Origin of the sequence: Weissella minor (assembly GCF_001437425.1) — a bacterium.
Classification (GTDB): domain Bacteria; phylum Bacillota; class Bacilli; order Lactobacillales; family Lactobacillaceae; genus Weissella; species Weissella minor.
The window spans coordinates 69,832-94,229 of record NZ_JQCD01000024.1 but is presented as its reverse complement, the minus strand read 5'-3'; the positions used below and the strand labels follow the sequence as shown (position 1 = coordinate 94,229).

The 24,398-nt window shown below is 39.0% G+C and carries 20 protein-coding genes; all 20 read right to left on the bottom strand.

The window, feature by feature from the left end; translation table 11 throughout:
• Nucleotide 1 precedes the first annotated feature (1 nt).
• On the bottom strand, nucleotides 2-2,287 hold the full coding sequence (gene helD / locus IV67_RS03910) for an RNA polymerase recycling motor HelD (RefSeq protein WP_057787323.1): 2,286 nt from the start codon (nucleotides 2,285-2,287) through the stop codon (nucleotides 2-4).
• A 161-nt stretch (nucleotides 2,288-2,448) separates the two neighbouring features.
• Nucleotides 2,449-3,588, bottom strand: coding sequence for a recombinase RecA (gene recA / locus IV67_RS03905; RefSeq protein WP_057787321.1), 1,140 nt, complete (start codon nucleotides 3,586-3,588; stop codon nucleotides 2,449-2,451).
• A gap of 78 nt (nucleotides 3,589-3,666) precedes the next feature.
• Nucleotides 3,667-4,152, bottom strand: a complete 486-nt coding sequence (locus IV67_RS03900; RefSeq protein WP_337250197.1) for a nicotinamide-nucleotide amidohydrolase family protein — start codon at nucleotides 4,150-4,152, stop codon at nucleotides 3,667-3,669.
• Nucleotides 4,153-4,247: 95 nt separating this feature from the next.
• On the bottom strand, nucleotides 4,248-4,832 hold the full coding sequence (gene pgsA / locus IV67_RS03895; protein WP_057787317.1) for a CDP-diacylglycerol--glycerol-3-phosphate 3-phosphatidyltransferase: 585 nt from the start codon (nucleotides 4,830-4,832) through the stop codon (nucleotides 4,248-4,250).
• 14 nt (nucleotides 4,833-4,846) lie between these two features.
• Nucleotides 4,847-5,755, bottom strand: coding sequence for a helix-turn-helix domain-containing protein (locus IV67_RS03890; RefSeq protein ID WP_057787314.1), 909 nt, complete (start codon nucleotides 5,753-5,755; stop codon nucleotides 4,847-4,849).
• Nucleotides 5,756-5,812: 57 nt separating this feature from the next.
• On the bottom strand, nucleotides 5,813-7,087 hold the full coding sequence (gene yfmH, locus IV67_RS03885) for an EF-P 5-aminopentanol modification-associated protein YfmH (protein WP_057787312.1): 1,275 nt from the start codon (nucleotides 7,085-7,087) through the stop codon (nucleotides 5,813-5,815).
• Nucleotides 7,074-8,336 (bottom strand): EF-P 5-aminopentanol modification-associated protein YfmF, encoded by a 1,263-nt coding sequence (gene yfmF / locus IV67_RS03880; RefSeq protein WP_057787310.1) that lies wholly within the window; start codon nucleotides 8,334-8,336, stop codon nucleotides 7,074-7,076. Before yfmF ends, yfmH begins: the two co-directional genes overlap by 14 nt.
• Nucleotides 8,337-8,409: 73 nt before the next feature.
• Nucleotides 8,410-9,861, bottom strand: a complete 1,452-nt coding sequence (cls, locus tag IV67_RS03875) for a cardiolipin synthase (protein WP_057787308.1) — start codon at nucleotides 9,859-9,861, stop codon at nucleotides 8,410-8,412.
• Nucleotides 9,862-10,104: 243 nt separating this feature from the next.
• Nucleotides 10,105-12,282, bottom strand: coding sequence for a GW dipeptide domain-containing protein (locus tag IV67_RS03870; protein WP_057787306.1), 2,178 nt, complete (start codon nucleotides 12,280-12,282; stop codon nucleotides 10,105-10,107).
• A gap of 335 nt (nucleotides 12,283-12,617) precedes the next feature.
• Nucleotides 12,618-14,156, bottom strand: a complete 1,539-nt coding sequence (gene gntK / locus IV67_RS03865; protein WP_057787304.1) for a gluconokinase — start codon at nucleotides 14,154-14,156, stop codon at nucleotides 12,618-12,620.
• Nucleotides 14,157-14,272: 116 nt separating this feature from the next.
• Nucleotides 14,273-15,238, bottom strand: a complete 966-nt coding sequence (locus IV67_RS03860; protein ID WP_057787302.1) for a 3'-5' exoribonuclease YhaM family protein — start codon at nucleotides 15,236-15,238, stop codon at nucleotides 14,273-14,275.
• A gap of 138 nt (nucleotides 15,239-15,376) precedes the next feature.
• Nucleotides 15,377-15,610 carry a CsbD family protein gene (locus IV67_RS03855; RefSeq protein WP_057787300.1) on the bottom strand — a complete coding sequence of 78 codons (234 nt, stop codon included), beginning with the start codon at nucleotides 15,608-15,610 and terminating at the stop codon, nucleotides 15,377-15,379.
• Nucleotides 15,611-15,749: 139 nt separating this feature from the next.
• Entirely contained in the window at nucleotides 15,750-16,094 is a 345-nt protein-coding gene (locus IV67_RS03850; protein ID WP_057787298.1) for a YlbF family regulator, read from the bottom strand.
• Between the two features lie 53 nt (nucleotides 16,095-16,147).
• Nucleotides 16,148-18,232: a PBP1A family penicillin-binding protein gene (locus IV67_RS03845; protein ID WP_057787297.1), complete on the bottom strand. Its 2,085-nt coding sequence runs from the start codon at nucleotides 18,230-18,232 to the stop codon at nucleotides 16,148-16,150.
• A gap of 16 nt (nucleotides 18,233-18,248) precedes the next feature.
• Nucleotides 18,249-18,704: an arginine repressor gene (locus tag IV67_RS03840; protein WP_057787295.1), complete on the bottom strand. Its 456-nt coding sequence runs from the start codon at nucleotides 18,702-18,704 to the stop codon at nucleotides 18,249-18,251.
• A gap of 126 nt (nucleotides 18,705-18,830) precedes the next feature.
• Nucleotides 18,831-20,516, bottom strand: coding sequence for an arginine--tRNA ligase (argS, locus tag IV67_RS03835; protein ID WP_057787293.1), 1,686 nt, complete (start codon nucleotides 20,514-20,516; stop codon nucleotides 18,831-18,833).
• Complete coding sequence (locus IV67_RS03830) at nucleotides 20,516-20,863, bottom strand: hypothetical protein (RefSeq protein ID WP_057787291.1); 348 nt, start codon at nucleotides 20,861-20,863, stop codon at nucleotides 20,516-20,518. Before IV67_RS03830 ends, argS begins: the two co-directional genes overlap by 1 nt.
• 75 nt (nucleotides 20,864-20,938) lie before the next feature.
• Nucleotides 20,939-22,483, bottom strand: a complete 1,545-nt coding sequence (locus tag IV67_RS03825; protein WP_057787289.1) for a Mur ligase family protein — start codon at nucleotides 22,481-22,483, stop codon at nucleotides 20,939-20,941.
• Nucleotides 22,484-22,487: 4 nt separating this feature from the next.
• On the bottom strand, nucleotides 22,488-23,090 hold the full coding sequence (locus tag IV67_RS03820) for a non-canonical purine NTP pyrophosphatase (protein WP_057787287.1): 603 nt from the start codon (nucleotides 23,088-23,090) through the stop codon (nucleotides 22,488-22,490).
• Entirely contained in the window at nucleotides 23,083-24,381 is a 1,299-nt protein-coding gene (locus tag IV67_RS03815) for a bifunctional folylpolyglutamate synthase/dihydrofolate synthase (protein ID WP_057787285.1), read from the bottom strand. Before IV67_RS03815 ends, IV67_RS03820 begins: the two co-directional genes overlap by 8 nt.
• Between the last annotated feature and the right edge of the window lie 17 nt (nucleotides 24,382-24,398).

The window sequence follows — 24,398 nt, the reverse complement described above, 5'->3', positions numbered from 1 at the left end:
TTTATCCCTTCACATAGAGACTTTCATCAATATCTGCTAGTAGTGGTGACAATTGATGATTTGCTAATATCGTCAATTGATGCATTGCACGTGATGCAATCGTGTAAACCAATTGACGTTCATCTTCATCATGATAATTTTCTTCAGTTGCATCCCACATAATGACAGCATCGAATTCTAAGCCTTTAGCTAAATAAGCTGGCACAATAATCGTTCCAGGAACCAATCGTTGATTTTCTGTACGGATAATCGTCAAATCAATTTCTGAACGTAAATGCGCATAAGCGGCTTCGGCTTGTGCCAATGTCTTCGTAATAATTGCCGTCGTTTCATGATCTGCAATATTTTTTTCAACACGTTCTTTGGCAATATCAACCATTTCAGCATCAGAACCTGTCACTTTAACAACCGGCTTAGCCCCTTCACGTTCAAAGGCATTGATTGTCGCACCGTCAACTAAGATAGCTTTAGCAAAGTCTGTAATTTGTTGTGTTGAACGATAAGTATCCGTCAATTCAATATATTCTGACTTCTCAGGATTAAACAAATGTTGCAAATCAGCTTGCAAACCAACTGCATTCTCTTTGGTAAAAATCGCTTGATTTAAATCACCCAACATTGTGAAACGCGCCTTGGGGAAACTATACTTCAAAAACGCTAACTGGAAAGGTGTATAATCTTGAATTTCATCAATAAATAAGAATCTAATATCACGTTCTCCATGCGCACCCTTAATCAAATCAAACAGTAACATGAATGGTGTCATATCGGATAGGCTTAGACGTCCTTCACGCATTTGCGCCACGGTCCGTTCAACCCCTTCATCCCATTGCGCATCTGTTAATTGATAATCAGCTAATTGTGTCCGCATTGGTACTGACTTTAAGAAGTGCACAAATTGACGATTAATATTAATAAAACGATTACGGTTAATTCCCTTAATGAGTGGTCGCATTTCATTCGTCACGATAATCTTAGCAACATAATTATGCTCATCTTCATCTGACTTGAATTCTTTCTCTTCATCCCCCATCAAAGAATCGTATTCTTCCTTAGAAAGGTTTTCAATTTGTTCATCGACCCATTCGGCCTTCATTTCTGTCCGAACCTGACTCTGTAACATTTTCAACAAACGCTCTTTTGTCCCGAACAAACGATTACCTAAATTATAGTTTTCATTGAAACTATAGTAAATGTCTTTAATTTTATCGGCACTAATAATTTCTTGCCCGCGGAATTTAATCGGACGGACTTGAATACCTGACTGATTAAGTGACTTGGCATAAGCTTGCATCAAATTAAAATAATCAAGACTCCCTTTATAATTAATTAAATGCTTTTGATCAGTATCAGGCTGACCTTCAAAGCGCTCTTGCAATGTCTCAAGATTAAAACGTGGTAAACGGCGTGACGCATACTGATAGTAGGTCATTTGTACCATGTTTTGTTCACCTAATTCTGGTAAGACTTGATCAATATAATCATTAAACAACTGATTTGGTGAGAACATCACAACTTGCCCCGCCGTCAATTGCCCACGGTAACGGTATAACAAATAAGCAACACGTTGTAAGACCGCTGATGTTTTACCGGAACCGGCTGCACCTTGCACAAATAACAAGTCAGCAGCCGTATTACGGATAATTTTATTTTGTTCACGTTGAATAGTCGTAACAATTGATTGCATCTTGGTGGTTGATTCACCTGATAAGGCGTCCAACAACATTTGATCACCCACCGCTTCATCAGTATCAAAGATTGTTACAACTTTATCATCTTCAATTTGAAATTGTCGTTTCAAGTGCACCGTCGCTTGCTGTGGACCATCCGGTGTCGTATAAGTTACATCACCGACACCTTCATCATAATAAATTGATGAAATTGGGGCACGCCAGTCGTATACCAAAAAATGATCTGGTGCATCCGAAAATGAAGCAAGACCAATATAAATTGGTTCCGCACCATCGGTACCGTCGTCTTGGACATCAATTCGTGCAAAATACGGACGTTCTCTTAATCGTTCCAATACTTGCGCTTGGTGTTCCACCGAGTTCATTTCAGCTTCACGTTGTTCCAACATCTGTTGCTGTTGACGTACAGACATAGCAGTCTCGAATAAACCACTATATGTTGATGAACGATAGCGTACATCGTTCCAACCATCATCCACATCTGCTCTTTTTTTATCTGCGTTTTTTCTTTCTAATTCATTTGCAACCTTAGCATCTTGAATTTTTTCTAAGACATCATCCAAATGCTTTTGTTCAAACTCATATGGTTCACTCATGCTGGTTCCTCCCAACGAAATTTGTCATTCTATCATACACCTTTTTACATTAAAAAGCCATTTTGACCCGTTAACTTAAAAAGAACCCCATCAAAAGCTTCTATATAAAGAAGTAGCTTTTAACACGGTTCTTTCCTATTTTACTCATTAAATCAGTCGACTTATTTAAGTAGATCAATTTCACCAGCATCAGTGTCATCCTTTTCAGGAGTATCAACATCATCTGATCCATCATTTTCACCAAGATAGGCTGAACGCACCTTGGTATAAATCTCATCATAAATTGCTTGATGTTCAGGGTCTTCTAGCCAACGAATAACATTCACCTTACCTTGACCAATCTTTTCACCATTATAAGCGAACCAAGAACCAGATTTATTAATAATATCCTTATCAACAGCTAAGTCAATCATTTCACCGGTCTTTGAAATTCCCTTACCAAACATGATTTCTAATTCAACTTCACGGAAAGGTGCTGCAACCTTATTCTTCACGACCTTGATACGCGTCAAATTACCAATAGATTTAACATTATCACCATCAGCCTTAGTTGCATCAATACCACCCTTACGACGAACGTCTAAACGAACAGAAGAGTAGAACTTCAAAGCACGTCCACCGGGTGTTGTTTCCGGATTTCCAAACATCACACCAATCTTTTCACGTAATTGATTAATGAAAATAACGGTCGTCCCAGTTTTCAAAATTGAACCAGACATCTTACGCAATGCCTGTGACATCATACGCGCTTGCAAACCAACAGTTGAATCACCAATTTCACCATCAATTTCGGCCTTAGGTGTTAAAGCTGCAACTGAGTCCACAACGACCAAATCAACAGCTCCTGAACTAATCAATTCATCAGCAATCGCCAAACCTTGTTCACCTGTATCAGGTTGTGAAAGTAAGAGTTCGTCAACATCAACACCAAGTGCACGTGCATATTCAACATCAATCGCATTTTCCGCGTCAATATATGCAACAATTCCACCAGCTTTTTGAGCTTCCGCTGCAGCATGCAAAGCCAATGTTGTCTTACCTGAAGATTCAGGTCCATAAATTTCCATAATACGGCCCTTAGGATAACCACCAATTCCAAGCGCAATATCCAACTTCAATGAACCTGTTGATGTTGAATCGGTCTTAGTAAACTTACTATCACCTAACTTCATCACTGAGCCTTTTCCAAATGACTTTTCAATTTTCTTCAATGCATCGTCTAGGGCTTTTTCACGGTCTTTTGGATCTTCAATACGACCTTCAATTTTTTTATTCGGATTAATATTCTTTCCACTTGCCATTTAAGTAACGCCTCCGTTTTTGTTAACTTTAACTTAAGTATTAATAGTATACAACTAATTTAGACCGAACTCAATGCTTTAAGCAATATTTCTCAAGGCATCTAATATCATTTGCATGCCCGCTTGAACGCTAGCCTGGCGAACCGCTAAACGGTCACCTTTAAAATGACATTCAAGCGTTCTTTCAAATTGTTTTGGACCCACTAAACCAATAAACACAGTCCCAGCTGGATGACCTTCTAATTCATCTGGCCCAGCAACACCAGTGAAACTAATTGCAAAATCTGTTTGTAAAGTGTCCCGTGCACCTTGGGCCATCGCATAAGCCACTTCAGCCGACACAACCCCATGTGAGTCAATAAGCTCTTGCGATACACCTACAAGTTGGTGCTTTGCTGCTGCAGAATAGGTCACAAACGCCCCCGGTAAAACTGCTGAGATACCAGGTACACTTGCAAGTTCACTGACAAACATACCAGCCGTCAACGATTCCGCACTCGTCAATGTATATTGGCCTTCAATTAAAGCTAACCCTACTTCTGATTCAATTGTCATTTTGCTCATTCCTTTCATTCAATAAAAGAGACGCATCTTTTCCTTATTACTGTATAACTTTATCGTACAAAAAAACAGGCCATTGGCCTGTTCATTTTGTTTGATTATTTAAATCCATCATTGAAAACGTCACGATTCTTATAGAAGTAATCAATTCCAGAATAAATTGTTGCAATCAATGCAATCCAAATCATAATTTCAGCAAACGGAATGTGCACTGCCGCAAAACCAAAATCATGTAATAGGAAGAAAATAATCGCAACCATTTGTGAAGCGGTTTTTATTTTTCCTGGCATTGCTGCGGCTAAGACCTTACCATTATTTTCGACAATTAATGTGCGCAAGCCTGTAATTGATAATTCACGAATAATAATAATCGCAACCATCCATGCCGGCACCCAATTAAACTGAACAAAGAAAATCAATGCAGTCATAACGAGCAATTTATCTGCTAACGGATCTGCAAACTTTCCAAAATTAGTGACTAACTTTTGGCGACGTGCAATTTGTCCATCTAAGAAATCAGTTAGCGAAGCGACAATAAAAATAATGGCCGCCACAAAATGACTAACTGGTAATTGCGTCCCTGCCACAGACCAAATGCCCCAAGCAGGATCCACCGCTAAAATAATCATAAACACTGGAATTAAAATAATACGAAAAACAGTGAGTTGATTCGGTAAATTCATGAATAACTCCTATTTTAACGTTGGAATTGCATGTATGCATTCCAAACAGTTGCCCCATTATTCTTCAATGGCACATTCTTACCACCGAGTTCAACCTTCAATGGTGTTGCGTCACCAATTTGAAGATGGATACTTGTCGCTGCTTCTGGAATTTGAACATCAACTGGGTTTGCTTGTGAAACAGTTCCTTGATAAAGTGCAGTACCGTTATTATCAGTTACTTGAAGCCATGCATCACTTGTTGTGCTTAACTTCATTGTTTCAGTCTTGTTTGGCAATTTAACCTTGTCATAACTAACTGATTGTCCACTAACTGTTCCTTCACCCAATGAAACTTGTGATGATTTCTTTTCAGAAGAAGAACTCTTTGAAGAGGCCTTTTCTGAACTGCTGCTTGATGAAGCTTCACTACTTGACTCTGAAGATTCTACCTTTGAACTTGAAACCGCAACAGAAGAGTTATTTGATTCTGACTTAGAGGTCCCTGAAACGGCTGAGACCAAAGCCCAGATAATTCCAATTGCAACCACTGCTGCAACCGCAATCAACACCTTTGGCATCACTTGACGTGTCTTCTCAACTGGTGTTTCAGTTTCACGATGCATGCCAGTACGTGTGATGTTATCAGAATCAACACGTGCAGCTTCCAAATCAGCTGTATCAACAACTGGTTGCTCTGGTGCCCCCGTATCAAAATTCTTTACAATTTCATCTGCATCTAGGCCAACTGCGCCAGCATATTGACGCACAAAGGCACGTTCATAAAACTTTCCTGGCAATTGATCAAACTGACCGTTTTCAATTGCTTGCAAGTAACGCTTTTGAATTTTGGTCATTTGTTGAATATCGTCAAGTGACCACCCCTTCTCAATACGTGCATCTTGAAGTGTCTGTCCAATTTCTTGATTTTGTTCTTCACTCATTTTGATCACCTTACTATCTAAATAAATTTGTCACATTCGTCCTACATTATATCATAACTATTCAATATTTGGGTGTACAATTACGCTAGAAATGGTTGAATTATCCGCTAAATGTAAACAATCTAGAACATCCTTCACATCTATCATCTCAAGCATATCATACTCATCCATCAGAGTGGACGCATTGAACAAATTTCCTTCAAAACTTGTAGCAATTTCTTCCATGAAATTAAAGCGATTCACCGTCCGACCTAAAGCATCCTTTTTTACAAGATCAAATTTATCTTGTAAGGCTGCAAATTTAGCGGGTAGCTGATTTAACACATTACTTACTTCATCAATTAGCCACTCTGGTTCATTCGTGTCAGTTGCAATTGAAATAAATGCAAAATCACGTTCCCATTCAAATTCAACACTAAAATCATCATCGATTAGCGCATCATTATACCACTCCATATACTCAGGTGATAATTCCCCAAACACCAAATCAAGCGCTAAACTAACCGCAATCATTTCTTTTAAACCTTCACGTCCAGTTGTTAAAGTCGCTCCGGTTCTAAACCGCATCCCCAATGCCACTTTAGTCCGATTGGTTTCAAGAACCACATTTAATGGTTCTTTTTTTGCAGGTGCTAATTCAGGGACAATCACTTGTCCAACTTTTTGCGGTAAACGCTGACTGGCCATCGAATTTTCAATAGTCGCCATAACCGCATCAGTGTCAAAAGCACCTGTAATGAAAACATCCATATTTTCTGGCTGATAAAAGGCTGAAAAAGCCGTCTCCAATGTCGCCACATCAATCTGGGCAAGTGAAGCGTGGGTCCCCACAATATCTTGAGCCAACATATCACCTGGATATAATTGTGCAAGTAACAACCGATACACCTGCGCATCCACGTTATCTTGGTACATATCAGCTTCTTGCGCAATAATTTGTGCTTCTCGTTTTACGGCATCTTCTGGAAAATAACCCATTTGCGTAAAGGTCAATAATTCATCTAAGGCCGCCAAGTTATTTTGCAAACTTGTAAAATAATAACTCGTTCGGCTTTGACTTGTGAACGCGTTAGCTTCAGCCCCTAAGGAACTTAACTTTTGAAAGGCATCATAATCTGGTTGCCCAAATAAACGATGTTCCAAAAAATGTGCAACGCCCGCTGGCTGTTCAATCACTTCATCGTCCAATGTGAATCGAGTATCCCGTCCACCAAAATCAACCGTTAAATTCGCTGCCATTTGGTGAAAATCAGGACGTGGTGCCAAATGAACACGGAGCCCATTTTCCAAAACAATATGTTGTTCAGCTGGGAAAAAATTAGTCAATTTCATCTGTACGATCTCCCTTCAGCAAATACTCAACTTGTAAGACCATTTTTTGCGCAATTGCTTGCACTGATTCTACCGTCACTGCATCCAATGCTTCAAACCATTTTTCAATCGATTGGCCCGTGAATGATTCAATAAAGGCGCGATCCGTTAATTGACTTTGGTTATCTAAACTGACCATAAATTCTGTCTTCATCAAACTTTTGATGATTTCCAGTTCGACTGGTGTGATCAACTCCTGCTGCAAGCGCACTAAATTATCCAAAATTGCTTGCCTTGTCTGGATCACTTCCTGTCCATCAATTCCAGCAGACACCAATAGCACATCAGTAAAACGATTGTAATCTGTGGCAATTGAGTAAGCTAATCCTCTGGTTTCTCGGACATCTAAAAAGAGCCTTGAAACAGGCGTCCCACCAAAAATTTGTTCAAATACATAGGCTGAAAAACGTGCCTCAGTTGGGACTGCCAATTGATAAACCAAAACTAATTGCGTCTGGTTCACATGTTGTGTTTCTTGTTCTTGCACAATCGTTTTGTGCGCTTCTTGATGATAATAAGCATCAACATTCGGTTTCGTTGCATTAACTGGCAAATTTGCTAATGCTTCAATGATATCCGCTTCTTCCACATCCCCGGATACAACAATATCCAAGCGATTCGTTGCCAGCATGTCTTGCCAAGCAGCAAACGCTTCTTTTGGTGTCACCGCTTCAATGGCTTCAGTCGTACCATATGCTGGTAATGCTTGTCCCGTTTCATCAAAGTACGCATTTAAAGCATGTCGATTTGCAATATATGGGCGATCATCTTCTAGTCCAGCCATCTCATCAAGTAATAATTCTTTTTGACGCGTGAAGACCGTCAAATCAAATCCCTGCGCAGCGTCCCCTAGTGGGTTGAATAACATCTCACGCATAAAAGTTATTCCTTGTTGTAACAAAGGGCTGTCTTCAGATACAAAGTGCTCATCAATAATTGCTAAATGTGCTTTGATGACATGCAATTGGCCAATTTTTAGCACATCCACGCCAAAACCAGCCCCATACATGCTACTCAAAGCCTGAGCTAAATCAGTTTGGCTGGGATATTTTTGTGATGCACTTTCTAACATTTTGGCAAGTAAAGTCCGCGCAGCAACTAGCTGCGCATCCATCGTTGTCACAAAATTGAATTCAATCCGAACTGTTGAAAATTGCTTAGTCGGTTGTATGTTTAGCCATACACCCGGCTTAATTAATTCTTTTGTCAAAAATAATACCTACTGTTTCATTTTTTTGTATAAAAAAAGTACGTTATTTAACATAACGTACTTAATCATATCATTATAAGATTGGTGATAATAGTCGTGAGAACTTTTGTTTGAACTTCAACCATGCTGATTGTTGTTCAAAGTACGCCTTATCAACCAAAGTTGAATCCTTAATATCTTCTTCAAAGAATGCATCTAATTGCGCTGCAATGTCTTCATTGTACATGAAGGCGTTTCCTTCAAAATTCAAACCAAATGAACGCATGTCCATATTAGCTGAACCAACTGATGAAACTTTACCATCAATCACAACAACCTTTGCGTGCAAGAAACCTTTATCGTAAGTATAAACTTCACCACCTGCATCCAACATTTCTTGTGCATAATACTCAGTTGCACGATAGACGAAAGGATGATCAGGCATACAAGGAATCATCAAGCGGACCTTTACACCTGACATAGCCGCAATCGTTAACATATCCATCACACCTTGATCTGGAATAAAATAAGGTGTTTGAATTGTAATTGACTTACGAGCTGATGCAATTTGACGCATATACCCTTGCTTGATTTGTTGAATATCTTGGTCGGGACCAGATGTCACCACTTGAATTGCAACATCTCCTTCAGACTTCGTTTCTGGGAAATAATTATCTGCGAATTCAAGCTTACGATCACCCTTAGCTGTTGAATTCCAATCCATGAAGAAACGCGCTTGAATGGCAAGCACGGCATCTCCTTCAATACGTGTATGCGTGTCACGCCAGTTTCCAAATTTCTTTGATTTACCAACGTATTCATCACCCACATTCAAACCACCAATGTAACCGATTTGGCCATCAATCACAGCCAACTTACGGTGTAAACGGAAATTAGCACGGAAAGTAATTGGCCAAGGTGTTTGCAAAAATGACAATGCATCTCCACCAGCATCAATTAGGCGCTTATACATTTTCTTGTTAAGCCCATGTGAACCGAATTGGTCAAACATCACACGCACTTTAACGCCTTCTTTTGCTTTTTGTGTTAGCAAATCAATTAGTTGATTCCCTAAATCATCATCGAAAATTGAAAAATATTCAATGTTAATATGATCCTTGGCATTTTTAATATCTTCAAACAAGGCTTCAAACTTTTCAGGCCCATTATTGAAAAGTCGAACAGTGTTCTTTTGCGTGACCGCAGCCTCATCATTATTCAAGAACAAATTAAAGAAAGCTTCTTGTTCTTCATATTGATTACGTTCCGATTCTGGCAAGCTTTGAAGTAAGCTGCGTTGATGATCGGCAATTTGATCAATCCCCATTGCTTCTTGTGTTCGAATGTCGAAAATCTTATTATGCGAAATCTTTCGACCCAAGAACGCATAAATAAAAAATCCAACAACTGGGAATAGCAACAAAACAAGTAGCCAGGCCCAGATTGAAGCGATATCCCGCTTCTCATAAAAAACGGTAATCACAGATGCAATTAAATTAATAATAAAAATTATTGAAATAATCGTTAAAATAATACTGCTTGACATATCAAGCTCCTCTCACTATTTAATTAGTCTAATTTTAGCATAAAATGAAAAAATTTTGTGATTTGTTCTACAAAATTCATACTTGATTTGAAACATTCCAATACTTTAACGAAAATAACTACTTTATTTGCCATCCGCTAAATTAGCCATTTTATCTAAAAAGCACCCTATCAGCGTGAGCTTTTAGAGTGCTTCATCAAATTCTTCTAGTCGATACCATGCCTACCTCAACTCATATACATCTTAATGCATTTTTGTTGTAATATAACTATCAATATCTGACTGTGTCGAAGCGGTTGTACGATAAGGATGTGCCGTATTATCAAACATACCTAATGCCATTAACATTTGAACGGCCTTAACATTATTTTCCGAGATACTTTGCTTAGAATACCTACTACTAGTTGACCATAACGCATCTTCAGGTGTACTCCAAGACCACGCTTGGCCATCGGCCCCTGTATGATTTAATCCCATTGCATGACCAAATTCATGTTCAAAAATTTCAGTTATCTTATCTCCTGTATACGTATCCCCAATATACTTCGTATTAACCTCTAGCCTCCCTGATCTCACATATGTTCCCATAAGGGTATCATCGTCACTGAATTGATCATATATTTTTAAATTAATATCATTAAGATTGGTTTTATCAGTCGCCTTTACAAAAACCTGTCTTCCAAGTCTTTTATTCCATTCTGCAGCTGCTTGATCCGCATACTTACCATAATTAGATCCGTCAACTTTATAGATAATTTGTCCATTTTCATTAAATGAATTGTAATTTAAAATCGGATTCTGAGGGCCAGAAATTTCAGGGTTGAGCGTTCCAAATGCGCGTTTATCAACCCATACCCATTTTCCATCTAGATTGACATGTAAGACCTGTAACGAGCTACCATCATCTTTTTTCACCGTTATTTCTTGATCAGAATAGACAATACGCCCATTGTAATTTTTTGTATCTCCAGTTTTTTTACTATTTGGCGATGTACGATAGAAGGCATTGTCATAGATGCCATCATTACGAGTTTCTGACTTGATGGCATAAAACTTATAACCGTTCTTAAAGACATTAGTTTGTCCATATTTATAAACATCTGTCTTTGTAATGGTCCAATTATAGAAAGAGTCGTTTTGTTTACCTATAATAAATGCCCGTTTATCAATCCATGTCCACTGACCATCTAAGTAAACATGCAAAACAGAAAGCTTTTCACCTGTGTCTTTAGTGACAATCACTTCTTTATCTGCAGCGTAAGTCTTACCATTGTAATTTTTTGTATCTCCAATTTTTTTACTATTCGGAGACGTCCGATAAAAGGCATTGGCATAAATGCCGTCATTACGTTGACTAGAATTTACTTTATAATATTTGAATCCGTCTTTTGAAACGCCTGAATCACCTGGTTTATAGTTCGTTGTCTGCGTGATTTTCCAATTATAGGGTGTTTGTTCCTCTGGTATCGATATAAATGCACGCTTATCAATCCATACCCATTGCCCATTTAGATTCACATACAAAACAGGTACCGTATTTCCATCATCTTTAAGCACAGTTATCTCTTTAGTCGCGTAAACAATCTGTCCATTGTAATCCTTAGTATCCCCCACCTTTTTGCTATTTGCAGCGGTACGATAAAAAGCGTTTGCATAAATACCATCATTACGTTTTGAGGCATCTATTTTATAGAATTTATAACCATCTTTTGAGACACCTTGCTGGCCGGCCTGATAAGTGATTGTTTTTGTTACTTTCCAATCGTTAGCAACCGCTTTCGTTGCAGCAACTTTCTTTTCTGTGGTAGCGGCATTCGCTTTAACTTTTCTTTCACGATTTGTCTGCGCTTTTTCTTGCTTTGCATTCAATTGGTTTGTATCGTTTTTTCTTGCACTTTTATTAATTTCTTGTTCTGACGTTTGCGTATTATTATCATCTGGTTGCTTTGCATCAGTATCAGTTGTTTGTTCTGATGTTTGCGTATTATTATCATCCGGTTGCTTTGCATCATTATCAGTTTTTTGTTCTGACGTTTGCGTTTTTGTACCATCTGATTGCTTTGGACCATTATCTATCTCTTGTTCTGAGGTCTGCGTATTATCACCATCTGGTTGCTTTGCCCCATTATTAGTCGCTACGCCTGAATCCTGGGTCGTTACAACATCTGGTTGTTTTTCCCGATTGTTTGTCCCTTGCTCTGAGTCCTTAATATTTATATCGCTTTGTGTATCAGTATGAGTACCCTGATCCAGCGACTGTTTGCCAACCACTGACGTACTTGTTGTACTAGATTCGCGAACATCCGCTTGGACATTATTGCTAATACCTTGACCGAAACCAATGAAGCCTCCCAAAGCAACACCAATTATCACCCAATTCTTTTTTACTTTATGCAACTTAAAATGTGTTTTCTGCTCCATGATTCTTCTCCTTTAAGGTTCATTCAAGCTTCCTAACACATATATCGTAAATCTTTTTTTAATTAAAAACAATGAAAAATGAATATAAAATGAAAAATTCAACAATATTGATTGGTTAAATACGCTCATACAAATAGACGCATTAAACAACTATTCAGAATTTTTCACGCTATTTATCCCCCATATTTTCCCATATAAAAAGCCACAAGCCTCTTCAAAAAGGCATTTGTGGCTTTTAATTGATTAAATTAACGCTTCACTAACCAGCCTGGTCTACATCAATGTCCGTTCAATCAAAAAAGGTATACAGATTTCTGTATACCCTTTTAATCAATTTAATCTTCTACTTTCACAAACTTACGTTGGAAATCAGCAATTGTTTCGTATTCCGTTTGTAGTTGACGTGACAAACGAATGAAGATTGGTGACAATGCACGATAAACTTCATAGTTTTCTGGCTTTGGTTCATAAGTCTTGGCTTCACCAATCATATCCCCAATAACATCTAAGCTATCAACAAGACCAAGTGCCTTTTGGGCCATCACAGTTGCAGCTAATGCACCTGATTCAAAGGCAGTTGGCACTGTGACACCTTGTTCAAAGATGTCTGCCATCATTTGACGCCACAATGGTGAGCGGGCAAAGCCACCAGTAGCCTGAATTGACTTCAAACTACCTGTTACTTCTTCTAAGGCCAATGAAACCATGTAGATATTAAAAATAACACCTTCCATGACCGCACGCACCATATGTGCACGGGTATGCTTGTACGTCAAACCAAAGAATGATCCCTTTGCATTAGCATCCCAGATTGGTGCACGTTCCCCACCTAAGTATGGATGGAATAATAGTCCATCCGCACCAGCTGGTACGTGATCAGCAATTTCAGTAATCAAATCATATGAATCCATGCCCATCAAATCAGCTGTTGATTTTTCGGCATCGAACATATTGTCACGGGCCCAACGCAATACGTCACCCCCGCTGTTAACTGGTCCACCAACAACCCAGTGATCCTTATCCAAAGCATACGTAAATGTACGCCCCTTAGGGTCAGTCTTAGGTGCATCAGAAACCACACGAATCGCTCCAGACGTTCCAATTGTCACGGCCGCAACACCAGGTTGGACTGCATTCACACCAAGATTTGACAATGGACCATCACCTGCTCCATAAACAAACGCTGTATCCACATCCAAGCCCAATAGCTCAGCAATCTTTGGATCCATACCACGTTCAATCGTATAAGGGTCAACTGGTTCAGGCATTTGATCCTTACTTACACCAGTTACCTCTAACGCTTGGGCATCCCAATCCATATCAAAGATATTAAACATTCCAGTTCCAGAAGCAATTGAAATATCCATCCGGTTAGCACCAAATAAACGATGGAATAAGTATTCTTTAATTCCTAAATAGTGCGCTGCTTGATTATAAATATCTGGTTTTTCATTCTTTAACCAAAGAATTTTTGAAAGAGGTGCCATCGGATGCGTTGGTGTACCAGTTTTCAAATAAATTTCATGACCTAAACCATTTGAACGCAATTCTTCCGTATACTTAACGGCACGGTTATCGGCCCAAGTAATGACACGCGTTAATGGTTGCCATGCTTCGTCAAAAGCAATCAATGAGTGCATCGCTGAACTAAATGAAACAGCCAAAATATTACCATCTGTGGCCTTTTCAGCCACAGTATGCATAGCATCTAGGAAAGCACGCCAAATTTCGTTCAAATCTTCTTCAGCCATATCTGGCTCATCTCGATACAATTTGTACCCTTTATTGGCACTTGCAATCACATGCCCCGCCTTATCAAACAAAACGGCTTTTGTTGAAGTTGTTCCTAAATCAACGCCGATTAAATAATCCATGTTTATTCTCCTGTTAAGTGATCTTATAACGAATTAAATCATAATGCTATTTTATGCCAGTTTCAAAAGTTTGAGAAGTATATCACACACGTCTTTAACGACATTTAAACCTTTTACTAGTCTTCAGAACGCGGTTCTGAATTTTGGGGATGATAAATCATTCGATTATTCAGTGCCCACTGTCTTGAAGAAAAGCTACCTGGGGTCGTTTGTTCAAGCGCTTGATCAAATGTTTGAATATTTGCATCTAATTCATCTAACTGATGTAAAATATTCGCTTCCTTAATCATCGGTTGCACTGGTGAACCATAATCTAATTGACCATGATGCGCCAACACCGTATGGCGTAAGACCAACATATCTTCTGAATTTAAATCAATATTCAATTCATGCGCGGCCAGCACAATTTGTTCATCGATTAAAACAATGTGTCCAATCAAATTCCCTGGAATCGTATATTTGGTTGCAACTGGTCCAGACAGTTCAATGACTTTCCCCAAATCGTGCAAAATAGCGCCCGCATATAGAAGGCTACCATTTAAATTATCATATTGTTTCACAACTGCTTCTGCTAAATGTGCAATTGATAATGAATGATATGCTAAACCACCAGTAAACGCATGGTGATTTGTTTTAGCAGCTGGAAATACAAAAAATTCATCATGATATTTCTTCAGTAAGAAACGCACAATTCTTTGCCAAGTGCCATTCGTAATTTGAAAGACTAATTGACTAACTTCTTCTTCCAAGTCATCCCGTTTAACCGGTGCTGCTTGCATAAAATCTTTTGCATCTGCAGATTCACCAGCCGTTGTGGCTCTAATTTCTAACACACGTAATTGGGGATTTCCCTGGTAAGTTTGTCGGATTGCTTTCAAATGGACCACTTGTCCTGCTTCAAAGGCTTCCAATTCATCTTCTGTCACGTCCCATTTCATCGCACGCATTTCCATCGAACGATCAGCAACTAACATCGCTAAATAATGTTTACCTTGTTGTGTACGTCGGACATCAATTTCTTTCAATAATACATTGGCTTCAAATTGTTCATCATTTTGATACTCACGTAGTAATTTACTCATACCGACCCACTTTCTAAATACAATTTTAGATATGCATTCATTTTAACATTTAAAAGCGTTTTCAGCACGTATTCCCCTTAGGGAAAAACTAATTAACGGCAACAAAAAAGAGCAAGCCAAAGCTTGCTCCTCAATTAATTAAAACTTTTCTTTGATGTCGTCAACGGCATCGCTTGCCTTGTCAGCAAGGTCACCTGATACTTCGACAGTCTTATCCTTGGCATCACCAAACATTTGCTTAGCTTTACCCATCAAACCTTCAGCCTTACCTTCGGCTTCCATTTGCTTGTCTCCAGTAACTTGACCACCAAGTTCCTTGGCCTTACCAGTTGCTTGGTCCATAGCACCCTTAGCTTGATCTTCTAATGACATAATATCTTCCTCCAAAAAAGTTAATTGTGGTACAAAAAGAATTATACCATGTCCGTTTTTAGTTTCAAGACAAAAATAACATTTTCACAATAATTTAAAAAAAAATGCTCATACAATTGTATGAGCATTCAAAAGCAGTTTAGTTTTCTTCGTATAACACTGCGATAGGCTTTGTCAAAGTGTTATTGATTTGCATCAACAATTGATTCAAAGCTTGTTCAGTTTCCATCAACTTGTTAATTTCATCATATTGTTCAATTTCTTTAGCAATTTCTTGCCATTCTTGAATTTGTGCTTCTTCAGGTTCTTGACCTGTTTGCATTGCTTCATTTACAACACGTTGTGTTTCTTGGAAACGATTAAAAACTTCATTTGCTGCTTCATTTTCATGAACAGCCTTCAAAGCTTCTGCCAAATTCTTGTATTGTGGTGTCTCTTCAAGATCCTTGGCAGCGGCATTAATGTTATCAAAAATATTAACCATTATGGGTTCCTCTTTTCATTTAATAATACAATTATGACACAGACTTGACTGATTTAAAAGTTTCCAGCAACGTCCGACCAAATCCGTTGAATTCCACGGTTGAAGTCATCTAATGTCTTTTGCGTTCCTTGACGGAAGCGTTCAGTCAAATCACTGCCTGAACTATTTGAATCTGATGCGCTATCTTCAGATGACTGCTTTTGCTTTCCAGCCTCTTCATCACGCACACTTTCTACGCCAAATGCCGTCTGATTGGTATTTGGAATTACTTGCTCCAAAGTTTGTTTCATCAGTGGCCCTGCCGTTTGTGACAAATAAATTGGCAAAGTATGATCTTCATCTGATTGATCATAGCCAACCCAAGTTGTCACAACGACATCTGGTGTATAGGCAATCGCCCATGAATCCGTCGCATTCGATGCTGATGAATAACTTCCTGTAACTTCGGTTGTTCCAGTCTTTCCGGCAACCGTATAGCCATCCGGATTAGCAGAAACACCCGTTCCATTCGTATAGACACCCATCATCATGGCTGTCATTTCATCAGCAACCTTTGAACTCCATAAACGTGTTTGTTTAGGCTTACTATTATCTACCAGTACTTTACCGTCTGCATCAACAATCTTGGTAATGAAGTGACTATCACTCATCACCCCATCATTGGCAAAACTCGTATAAGCTTGGGTCATTTGCAAAGGTGAAACACCTTTCTTCATTCCCCCAATTGCTAGTGATAAATTGTCGTCTGATGGATCAACCGGTAATCCGGCCTTCTTCGCACTATTGTAACCAACCTTGGTCCCCATTTGATCCAAAATCCAAACAGCTGGAATATTATATGAATTCTCAATCGCTTGATACATAGGCACATCTGCACTCGTATAACCAGATGCGTTAGTAGGTGAATAACCATCTGTTCCAAAACTGGTTGGTTCATTCTTCAACTTTGAATCATGTGAGAAACCACGTGATAAGGAAGGACCATAATCAACAATTGGCTTAATGGTTGAACCTGGTGAACGATGCATTTGTGTCGCACGATTAAAGCTACGGTAAACAGGTTCTTGTTCGCGACCACCCACAACCGCACGCACCCCACCAGTCTTTGCATCCATGACTACGGATGCTGCTTGTGAATCACCACCAACAGGGTTTAAATTAGGATTTTCATAATCTGATTGCAAATTCGCTTGATCAGTTTGATCCAAGGTCGTATAAATCTTATAGCCATCATTTAATAACTTATCTTCTTTAATCTTGTACTTATTAATTGCTTCATTAATAACCGCATCAAAGTATGATGAATAACGATAGCTATCATTTACTAATTCATGATCACTTGCGCCGATACCTTCATTTGCTAATGAATCAGCCTTATCTTGCGCTAATTGATCATTATTAACCAAATTTTGAAGCACTTGATTACGACGATTCAAGGCTGCTTGAGGATGTTCAATCGGATCATAGCCATTTGGTGATTGTAATAATCCAGCCAACATGGCCCCTTGATTGACAGATAATTCATCTGCATCAAGACCAAAATACTTCTGGGAAGCATCTTGCACCCCCCAAGCACCACGACCAAAGTAAGCATTGTTCATATACATTGTTAAAATATCATCTTTACTGTACTCTTTTTCAACTTGGATCGATAAGAAGAGTTCATTAATTTTACGCTTAATCGTTTGATCTTGCGTCAAAAATGCATTTTTAACTAATTGTTGGGTGATGGTCGACCCACCAGCAGAGGCACTGCTACCTTTAAGCCGATATAAAATCGTCGTTAAAGCACCTCGAATGGTTCCTTTAATGGAGAACCCATATTCTCGATAAAAATTACGATCTTCTGTTGATAAAATAGCATTTGTAATATTCGGTGATATTTCATCGAACTTAACATAGGTTCCTTTTTGCCCAGCAACGGATCCCGCCTCTTTATCTTTTCGATCATAGATGGTTGTTGAATCTTGTAAACGTGCTTTCAGTTGACTGACATCTGTTGTTTTCGCTTTAAATGTTCCCATCACACTGATAATTAAGAAACATAGTAAAAAGATTACAATCAACCAGCGTGTTAGTTGATAACGCGTCCAAATTGGTCCCACTTTATCCCTAACTTTTTTTAGCCAATTTTTCATTTTTTTATTCCATTTCTTATAACCACGATTGCATTTGTTGTGAGACAATCTTAGCTTCTTCTGCGCTATGCGTCATAACAAAAATCGTATCATGACCCGCTAGTGTACCAACAATTTGCTCAAAATTTGCTTCATCAATCAAAGCAGCGACCCGATTTCCATTACTATTCGCCGTCTTAACGACAATCATAAATTCAATCACTTCAATTGAGGTAATTAACCGAGTTTGCGACGGGTTAACTTGAAAATGCTCATCATCCACATCTGTATCCAGGCTTTGATAAGTCAATTCACCTTGCTGATTTAATTGACGTACTAAACGTAATTCGTTTAAATCACGTGAAACAGTTGCTTGCGTCACCTGAACACCTGCATCATTTAGTGCGCGCATTAGTCCATCTTGTGAATTAACTGTTTCATTTGCAATGATATCTAAAATCAAAGCTTGACGCTGTTGTTTTTTTGAAGGCATGCTTTCTTCCTCGCACTTATTTCGTTTTTTAAAAAACCGACGCCGTTTCACTCACAAGAGCAAAATGAAGTCGGTTAATTTCATTATACGCAATTAAGAAAAATTAGTCACATGAAGACCCATTGACTACATTTCCTTTGGTGCCTTAACGCCTAGCAAGCGTAGTGATTCAGTCAACACTTGTGAAACTGATGTCACCAAAGCAAGACGGGCGTTCAATTCTGCATCTTCTTCTAAAATCTTTGAATTTGCATAATACTTGTTGAATGTACGTGCAAGGTTCAACGCATACTTAGCAATAATTGATGGTTCAAATTCGCGCCATGCACGACGAATCGTGTTAGGGAATTCTGAAAGTAACTTTTCAACTTCCCAAACAGCATCATCAGTAATTGTAAGAGCTGTTTTATCAATTTCAGGATTACCGGCCTTAGCCAAAAGTGATTGTGCACGTGCATTTGCATACTGTACATAAGGACCTGTATCACCTTCAAAACGCACAACTTCTTCAAGATTAAAGTCAAAGTTCTTTAGACGTTCATTCATCAAATCATGGAAGACGACTGCACCGACACCAACTTCATAGGCCACTTCATCTTTGTTAGCTAAGGTTGGATTCTTTTCTTCAATTTGTTCACGTGCCAAACTGATTGAATCATCCAACACATCCTTCAAAAGAATAATGCGACCTGAACGTGTTGACAATTTCTTACCATCAACGGTAATCAAACCAAATGCCACATGTTCGATGTCATCAGACCAATCATAACCCATCTTCTTCAAAATAGCCTTAAGTTGTTGGAAGTGTTCACGTTGCTCACCACCCACGACATACAATGACTTGACGAAGTTATATTGACGCTTACGATAAATGGCAGCTGCCAAATCACGGGTCATGTACAATGTCGCACCATCAGTACGCTTGATCATGGCAACGTTAAGCCCCTCATCCTCCAAATCAACAACTTCAGCTCCTTGTGATTCTTCAAGAATTCCAGCTTCTTCAAGCAAATCAACAACTTCATCCATCTTGTCGTTGTAGAAGGCTTCACCATTAAATGAATCGAAATCAATATCTAAAACCTTATAGATATTCATAAATTCCTGCAATGATTCTTCACGGAACCATTTCCAAAGTGCAGTCGCTTCCTCATCACCGTCTTCCAGCTTTTTAAACCAGTGACGACCTTCGTCATCTAATTCAGGATTTTCTTTAGCTTCTTCGTGGAAACGAATATAATACTTCACCAATGTATTGATTGGATCTGCTTTCACTTCGGCTTCTGAACCCCAGCGCTTGTACGCTGAAATTAACTTACCAAATTGCGTTCCCCAATCACCTAAATGATTGATTTTAACTGGTTGGTATCCGTTCGCTGCTGAAATTTCAGCTAATGAATTTCCAATGACAGTTGAACGTAAATGACCCATTGACATTGGCTTAGCAATATTAGGTGATGACATGTCAATTGTCACATGTCCCGCTTCACCATCAGTATTGTGTCCATAATCAGCATTAGTCAAAATATCGTTTAAGAAATTCTTTCCAGCTTCAGTCTTATCTAAAAAGAAATTGACATAAGGACCGGTTGCCTCGATTTTTTCAAAACCATTTTGATCAAGCTGTTCAACAATTTCAATCGCAATTTGATTTGGGGCTTGATGACGTTCCTTAGCTAAGTTAAAAGCTGGGAAAGCAAAATCACCTTTGCCTGAATCTTTAGGGATTTCAATCTTACTTTGAATTGTAGCGGCGTCTAGCTCAGGAATTACAGCATCAAGTAGTTTTACAACGCTCTCTTTGTAGTCCACTAGGCTTCCTCCTCGTCATCACTATCTTCTTGTTCGTCTTCTTCCAAAATACCAGCTGGTGCTTCTTCGTCTTCATCTTCGTCATCTTCAGCAGATGGACGTGGCGCTGGATTGTCAGTTTTCTTAAGAATTTTTGTTTCACTCATACGTACAATCGCACGTTGGTTATATTCATTCACTGTTGCAGTATCTTCAGGATCAAAATCTGTAATCAACACCATTAAGGCATGCTCATAAATTTTTTCAACAATACCACTGAAATCATGCTCAAAATTAGCAAATTTCTTTCCGGCGACGTAATCGCCAATGTCAAACTCTGATGTATTTTCAATAGGTTCTTTAGCCATGCTAAGTACCCCCTTCTTTTCTAGATACGATGTCCAAATTAATCTTATTATTATAACAAATATGTGCAGTGATTTCTACTTTTCGGCTTGAGCCAACTCAGCAACGACACGATTAGCAATTGCCCAATCATTTTCATACGGCGTATCAACACCATCAATTTTTTGGTATTCATCCATGCCCTTACCAGCTAACACGACCACATCATTTGGTCCTGAGTGTTTAATGGCTTCCGTAATCGCAGTTGTCCGATCTAATTCTTCAATGATTTGAACTTTATCACCATCAATTTTCGCTTTAATTTCATTCACAATATCAGCTGGATTTTCGAATTGTGGGTCATCACTTGTTAAGTACGCAATGTCCGCCCCTTCGTCAACAGCTTGTCCAATACCCGGACGACGTGAAACACCCTTGTTTCCTGGCGCACCCACAACAATCCGTAACTTATCCACGCGTTCGTTTGCGCGCACAAATTGGAGCAAAGCCGCAATTGAAGCATAATTATGGGCATAGTCCACATAAATTGTCCCATGCTCTGGGCTCGTTAATTCTTGCATCCGCCCTGGAATTTTAACTTCATTCAATGCTGTCGCCATCGCTTGTGTATCAGCGCCAACTAAGCGTGTTGCAATCATTGCCGCCGTCGCGTTTCCTTGATTGAAATCACCCGGCATATCTAGCGTATAGCTACCATCAAGCGCTAGTTCATCCGCTTGTTGACCATGACCGCGTAACATAAATTCACTACCCTGTAAGTCCTCAGTCACCGTCCGGTATGAAACATCTGCGCCCATATCATCTTCAGCATCGGTATGTTCACGTGCATAGAGCCACAAACCATCTTTTGGTACAGCTAACTCTGCTCGTTCAATTAATTGACCAAAATGGTCGCTATCTGCATTCAAAACAATTTGGTCTGAATGGTCGAATAATTCCATTTTGCATTCAATATAATCTTCAAACGTTGGATGTTCGTTTGGCCCAATGTGATCTTCGCTAATATTTAAAAAGACCCCAACATTGTAACGCAACCCATAGACACGTTCTTTTTTATAGGCCTGTGATGACACTTCCATCACCATGTGCGTCATACCGTTTTCAACGGCTTCGTGCATCCAGCGGAATAAATCTAATGATTCGGGCGTCGTTAAATGCGCACGATAATGAAACTTTGGATCTTGCCCTGTAACAACTGATAACGTTGATGACAATGCAACCTTATCATCAGTTGTTTGTCGCAACATTTCATAAGCCATATATGCGGCTGACGTCTTTCCTTTGGTTCCAGTAATCCCAATTAATGCCAATTTATTTTGTGGGAAGTCATAAAAGGCCATACTTAGCACACTCATTGCTGCGGCAACATCATCCACAACCCAAGTTGGTAAGTCCATTGTTTCATTAAATCCAACTGGTGCCACAACTGCGACAACCCCTTTAGCTTTAGCATCAACTAAATATTCGGGTTTGAAATTTCCCTTAATAAAAAATAAGGTTCCTGGTTTTACATCTTGTGAATTGTAGGCCAAATGACTAATCTCACCCTTAAAATCAGATGCTTCAATCGTTAAACTTTCATCGGCAAGATAATTTGTGATTTGTTCTCCACTTAATGGCATAGCCTTATTTCTCCCTGTCTTCCTTATTTAAATACATGACAATTGCTTTTGCTGCTTTTCCGCGTGCTGCGTAATCAACACGCTCAGATACGGACATTTCACCCAGCGTTTTACCAGTTGGCGTTTCCATGATGGCATCAATGCCATTAATACCACGTGGTGCGTTCGCAATCGCGATGCCGCCCTGCGCTTGGACTGGATATTGCTTCCCTGTCGGTGTTAACAACAAAAAATCCGACTGCAAATAACCACTACGATCATTTACCGTATCTGTTAAATCTAAAATATACTGATTAATGGCTTCATCAGATTTTAACGCATGCGCCTTAAACTCACGCATGGTTGTTACCCCAAAATGATCGGGTAAGGCCGGAATAAATAGCGCTGAATCATCCGCCAAAATATATTCATCCGGTAAAATATGTTGAATTGCCTCCGCCTTCGCTTTTACGTTGGCCTGCATATTATCAACAGTTTCAGTTGGAAATTGAATTTCTGCATGTAATTCACGGTAATTAACAACTTTTTGATCAAAGAGCGCAAAAAACTCCGCAATTTCTTGTGTTTTATGCGTATTATTTGAAGCTATGACGAGGCGTTTAACCATTGGTATCTCCTTCATAAATTGCTTTCAATGTGAAAAATGAACCAGTCACCACAATCATGGCATCTGTACTGGCTCGCGCCTGTCTTGCCAATGAAATCGCTGCTGATGGATCATCAGCCACATCAACATTCACATTACTCATCATCACAATTTTAGCAGCCAACTCATCAGCTGACATCGCATTAGGTGCTTCTGGTGTCACCGTAATAACGGCTTGCGTATATGGCAATAACTCGTCCAACATTTCATGCCAATTATTGTCCTTCAAAAAGCCCAATACCATCAATGGCTTGGCCTTTAAATGCCATCCCTTGATTGAATCGACCAAATTGGAAATTCCATTTTGATTATGTGCGCCATCAAACAGAATATTTAGTTGTTCATCATATTCCATTCGCCCTTCAATTTTAACACGAGATAAAGCCGCAATTAAGTCAACGTCTTGAATAAATGCTCCTTTAGCTTTAAGCACATCAATAATTTGTAAAACGGTTGATAAATTTTGAATTTGATACGAACCTGTTAATGCTAATTTCAAGCCTTGCAAATTATTGACATTCAGATACATGCCATCTGGTGCCGTTCTTAACAGTGTTATTTTAGGTTTATTTTCAAACCAAGTCGCACCCATTTCACGGGTACGTTGCTTTAGAAATTCATTGACCGCATGATCTTGGCCCGGATAACTCACAACGGTGGTGCCGGTTTTAATCGCTCCCAGTTTGGTCTCTGTAATCTTAACCAAATTGGTTTCTTGACGCGCAATAAAATCAGGTGCAATTTTACTAAATGCCACGATTAAAGGATTATCAATCGCATTTGTTGGATCACAGAGTCCATGTTCACCTGCTTCCAAAACAACATAATCCACACGTTTACGGCCAAAGTAATCTAAGGCAATGAGCACCCACCATTCAAATTTATTCAACACATTGACATCACCACCATGGCGTTCAATTTCTTTAATAATTCGCTGATAACTCGTAATAAATTCGGTTTCATTGATTCTATGTCCATTCACACTAATCATTTCTAAGTCATCACGAATCACAGGGGATGTAAAATGCCCAACTGAATACCGAGTTTCTTTCAAAATATCAGAGAGCATGACCCCCATTGACCCTTTTCCATTTGTCCCCACTAAATGAATAATTTTCAAATGCCGGTCGGGCTGCCCAATCCAACTCAATACTTCATGGACAATATTCGTACGCGTTTGATCATCTGCATCAGCTGGATTGTTCACACTAATTTTTTTATTGATTTGTTGATAAACATCTGCAATTGCCATCAGTCCCCACCTCTCTC

Bases quoted from the DNA above. Each gene is read 5' to 3' on its own strand.
- IV67_RS03845 (WP_057787297.1), bottom strand. From the start codon at position 18,232: ATGAAAAATTGGCTAAAAAAAGTTAGGGATAAAGTGGGACCAATTTGG.
- IV67_RS03820 (WP_057787287.1), bottom strand. From the start codon at position 23,090: ATGGTTAAACGCCTCGTCATAGCTTCAAATAATACGCATAAAACACAA.
- cls (WP_057787308.1), bottom strand. From the start codon at position 9,861: ATGTCAAGCAGTATTATTTTAACGATTATTTCAATAATTTTTATTATT.
- IV67_RS03870 (WP_057787306.1), bottom strand. From the start codon at position 12,282: ATGGAGCAGAAAACACATTTTAAGTTGCATAAAGTAAAAAAGAATTGG.
- IV67_RS03840 (WP_057787295.1), bottom strand. From the start codon at position 18,704: ATGCCTTCAAAAAAACAACAGCGTCAAGCTTTGATTTTAGATATCATT.
- IV67_RS03900 (WP_337250197.1), bottom strand. From the start codon at position 4,152: ATGAGCAAAATGACAATTGAATCAGAAGTAGGGTTAGCTTTAATTGAA.
- IV67_RS03860 (WP_057787302.1), bottom strand. From the start codon at position 15,238: ATGAGTAAATTACTACGTGAGTATCAAAATGATGAACAATTTGAAGCC.
- IV67_RS03850 (WP_057787298.1), bottom strand. From the start codon at position 16,094: ATGGTTAATATTTTTGATAACATTAATGCCGCTGCCAAGGATCTTGAA.
- IV67_RS03825 (WP_057787289.1), bottom strand. From the start codon at position 22,483: ATGCCATTAAGTGGAGAACAAATCACAAATTATCTTGCCGATGAAAGT.
- IV67_RS03890 (WP_057787314.1), bottom strand. From the start codon at position 5,755: ATGAGTGAAGAACAAAATCAAGAAATTGGACAGACACTTCAAGATGCA.
- IV67_RS03830 (WP_057787291.1), bottom strand. From the start codon at position 20,863: ATGGCTAAAGAACCTATTGAAAATACATCAGAGTTTGACATTGGCGAT.
- recA (WP_057787321.1), bottom strand. From the start codon at position 3,588: ATGGCAAGTGGAAAGAATATTAATCCGAATAAAAAAATTGAAGGTCGT.
- yfmH (WP_057787312.1), bottom strand. From the start codon at position 7,087: ATGAAATTGACTAATTTTTTCCCAGCTGAACAACATATTGTTTTGGAA.
- helD (WP_057787323.1), bottom strand. From the start codon at position 2,287: ATGAGTGAACCATATGAGTTTGAACAAAAGCATTTGGATGATGTCTTA.
- IV67_RS03815 (WP_057787285.1), bottom strand. From the start codon at position 24,381: ATGGCAATTGCAGATGTTTATCAACAAATCAATAAAAAAATTAGTGTG.
- pgsA (WP_057787317.1), bottom strand. From the start codon at position 4,832: ATGAATTTACCGAATCAACTCACTGTTTTTCGTATTATTTTAATTCCA.
- IV67_RS03855 (WP_057787300.1), bottom strand. From the start codon at position 15,610: ATGTCATTAGAAGATCAAGCTAAGGGTGCTATGGACCAAGCAACTGGT.
- gntK (WP_057787304.1), bottom strand. From the start codon at position 14,156: ATGGATTATTTAATCGGCGTTGATTTAGGAACAACTTCAACAAAAGCC.